The 2851-nt window shown below is 68.6% G+C and carries 4 protein-coding genes; all 4 read right to left on the bottom strand.

Going from position 1 to position 2851, the window contains the following annotated elements; all coding sequences use genetic code 11:
• Positions 1 to 8 precede the first annotated feature (8 nt).
• On the bottom strand, positions 9 to 266 hold the full coding sequence (locus ACWGJ2_RS40130) for a hypothetical protein (protein WP_453351362.1): 258 nt from the start codon (positions 264 to 266) through the stop codon (positions 9 to 11).
• A gap of 343 nt (positions 267 to 609) precedes the next feature.
• The gene (locus tag ACWGJ2_RS40135) at positions 610 to 1488 is read right to left on the bottom strand and encodes a hypothetical protein (protein ID WP_453351363.1); all 879 of its coding nucleotides are present in this window, start codon (positions 1486 to 1488) and stop codon (positions 610 to 612) included.
• Positions 1489 to 1662: 174 nt separating this feature from the next.
• The gene (locus ACWGJ2_RS40140; RefSeq protein ID WP_453351364.1) at positions 1663 to 2067 is read right to left on the bottom strand and encodes a hypothetical protein; all 405 of its coding nucleotides are present in this window, start codon (positions 2065 to 2067) and stop codon (positions 1663 to 1665) included.
• A 301-nt stretch (positions 2068 to 2368) separates the two neighbouring features.
• Positions 2369 to 2851 (bottom strand): phosphoadenosine phosphosulfate reductase domain-containing protein (locus tag ACWGJ2_RS40145; RefSeq protein ID WP_453351365.1); only part of this gene is annotated, 483 nt, incomplete at its 5' end.

The raw sequence follows: 2851 nt of genomic DNA on the forward strand, positions 1-2851 counted from the left end.
GGCGGCGCTCAGCTCATGCTCAGCGGCTTGTGCGGCTCCTCCCGCTCCCAGTCCTCCGTGGCGACGCGGCCGTTGCGCATGACGTGGATCGTGTAGCCGTACGGGTGGATCACACCCGATTCACGGGCCGTCTCCTCGCCGTGCTTCTCGATGTCGCGCTCGACGGCGGAGGTCAGCGCCTCGTAGTCGTCGAACGTCTCGATGTCGCCGGTCTCGCACACCATCCAGAACTCGGCGTGCTCGGTGTTGTCGGTGTCCTCAGCCAAGGTGCACTCCTTGGTGATCGTGGGTTTCAGGGGCTTCGCCCTACCCCTATTTGACGTCGGTAAATCTATCTTTCACTGGTGGGGTGGTCAACGCGAAATCCCGGCCCGCCGGGGGCCATCTCTGCGGATTTCCGCACTGGCCGCAGTGCCGTCGATTCATGCGGAAGCTCGTGTTGCCGCACACGGCCACGCCCCCCGGCCCGGTGCCGGTGGATGCCCCTCCCCCATCCCGGCAAGGAAGAAGCGGGGCCCGAACGGGAGGGGTGCACACTCGATCGCCGGGATACGAAGGGGAGGACGCCCACTGCGGCCTGCCCGGTCGGGGACGCGGTGGCCGACGCGGTCACGCGAGAGGGGCGAGGAGCTCCGCGATGGCCGTTTCGTCGTAGCAGGGCGTACCGGCCACCATGATGACCGGAGCGGGGGCGCTCTTGCGCCTGAGGAGGGTCTTCACCCTCTCCCGACGCTGCTCGGGCGTGAGCGAGGCGGCCGTTGCGGGCAGCCGTTCGGCGATCCGGCTGCGGGAGATCAGGCCGCGTTCGGGAAGAACCGCCTCGGCCGCCTGCCGCAGGTACCGGGCCGCGACGTCGACGCTCACCCCGAGCTCCTCGGCCAGGCCCGGGCCGGTCAGGGATTCACCGCTGTCGATCGCCGCATTCAGGCGCCTGATGACCTCCTTGCGGCGGGTGTCCTTGGAGCCGGACTCGGCGGCGATCTCGGCGGGCCGGGGGCCGATGTATCCCGGACGAGTGGTGTCGTACCACAGGAACCAGGCGGAGACCTCGCCTGCGTCAAACGTACGCTCGAACTCGTCCCGCGGTGGAAACGGGTGCTCGGAGTGATCCCGGTAATCGGCGGCGAGCAGCCGTACGGCGGTCGGCGTCACTCCGCGAAGACGCGCCATGTCAACCCAGCGCCACCGCTCGCCCGACGCGTAGGGCATGCGGTGAGGCTCCGCGGCGAGCCGTGGCCCCGGCACCCGCTCGTCGGAGCCGAAGAGCTGCTTGCGCACCCATTGCGCGCCCTCCTCAAAGGGGAAGAGCTGGACTCGCCGCGGCCCGGTCCGGGCCGTGGAAGCGAAGGCCGGATCGGCGTCCCGCCAGTTTCGGACCGTCTTCTCGGCGACACCGGCAAGGTGCGCAAAGTCCTTGCGAGTGAGCTCCTGGGCATCGCGTCGCAGCCGCGCGAGGCGCTGCTCGAACTGCTCTCTGGTCGTGGTCACGTCTCATCCTGTCTCACACAAGGCCCTACACTGACGGGCACCCCAGGTGTGCAGTGTGCGCTTGTTCGCGCCTCCAAATCCTGTGGGTTCCAGGAGCCGACGGTTTTGCCCAAGTCAGTCCACTTCGGTGGCTCTGACACGGACTTCGTCCGTGCCGTCGGCCCCGCTTTCGCCTCAGGAGGACTCGGCGGCGGTCTGGCGCGAGGCAAACCAGTCGGCGACGGCCTTCGCGCACGCGGCGGCGTGCGCCATGAGATCCCCTCCGGGTTGCGCCTCGTAGACCCGCTCGATCTCGCAGTAGTCCGAGCCGTCGTAGCCCTGGTATGCCATGGCGTACAGGCCGCCCGCGTACTGCGCGACGGGCCTGTCGGCATAGTCGGAGGCGCTGAGGACGGGCCTGTCGGCATAGTCGGGGGCGCAGAGAATGACGTGCTCGCTGCCTAGGGCCTTGTCCTGGGGAAGGTGCCTCGGGTGAGCGATGACGCAGCCCTCATCGAGCTCCAGGAAGCCGGGGACTTCGAGGACGGCCAGGGCGTGCAGGAGCACGGCGGTGACGGGAATGGCGGCAAGGTTGTTCATGAGAGGTATGCCTTTCGCGATGGTGGGTTCGGTGCCGGTGCCTGGTCGTGTCTGGTCAGGCACCGGCCGGGAGCCGAGACGGTCGCCCGTCACCGGCTGCGGGCTGCGGGAGGCCGCACCCGAAAGATGGCGCCCCGTTCAGCTATAGGTAAATCTACCCTCCCCTGTGTGGTGGGGTCCATGTCGTTTCGGCTCGCTGGACCACCGGCTTGAGGTCGGGGCCGATCTGGGGGCGGCCGTCCCGGTCTCACTGGGTCCCGACGCGGTCGCGCGGCCCGCCGGGTTGTTGATGCTGGTCCAGTCAGCTCCGCGCCAATTCGATGATCCGCTTCAGGGTGAGGTTCTTCTTGAACGGCTTGCCCATGTGCTCCTCGGCTCCTGCGTATTCGTCGAAGAGGTCGCCATTGACCCGCGCGGACTCGATCAGGTCCTGGCGGCTCGCCAGCGGGCAGGCCCGGCAACTGAGCCGACTCACCCGCTCGTAGGCAGGGTGGCAGGGGATGCCGCGGTCGACGTGGACCCTCCAGACCTCGTCGGTCTTGAGGTGATGGATCGGCAGCCAAGTGGTGACCTCGCGCAGCGTCTTCGCGGTCATCCGATGCGGTTCGATGACCGGCTTCGCCGCGCGGGCTCGGGACTCCTCGGCCCGCATGCCCATCGCGTACCCGGCCCGGATCGGGCGACCGAGGCGCAGCTCGGCGCCGAGCTCGTCGACGAAGGCCCGTCCGACGGCGGTCTTCGTGTCGCTCGTGCAGAAGCGCGCAAAATATCCGGGCCAGTTGCC

Source organism: Streptomyces sp. NPDC054796 (assembly GCF_053611545.1).

Bases quoted from the DNA above. Each gene is read 5' to 3' on its own strand.
- ACWGJ2_RS40140 (WP_453351364.1), bottom strand. From the start codon at position 2,067: ATGAACAACCTTGCCGCCATTCCCGTCACCGCCGTGCTCCTGCACGCC.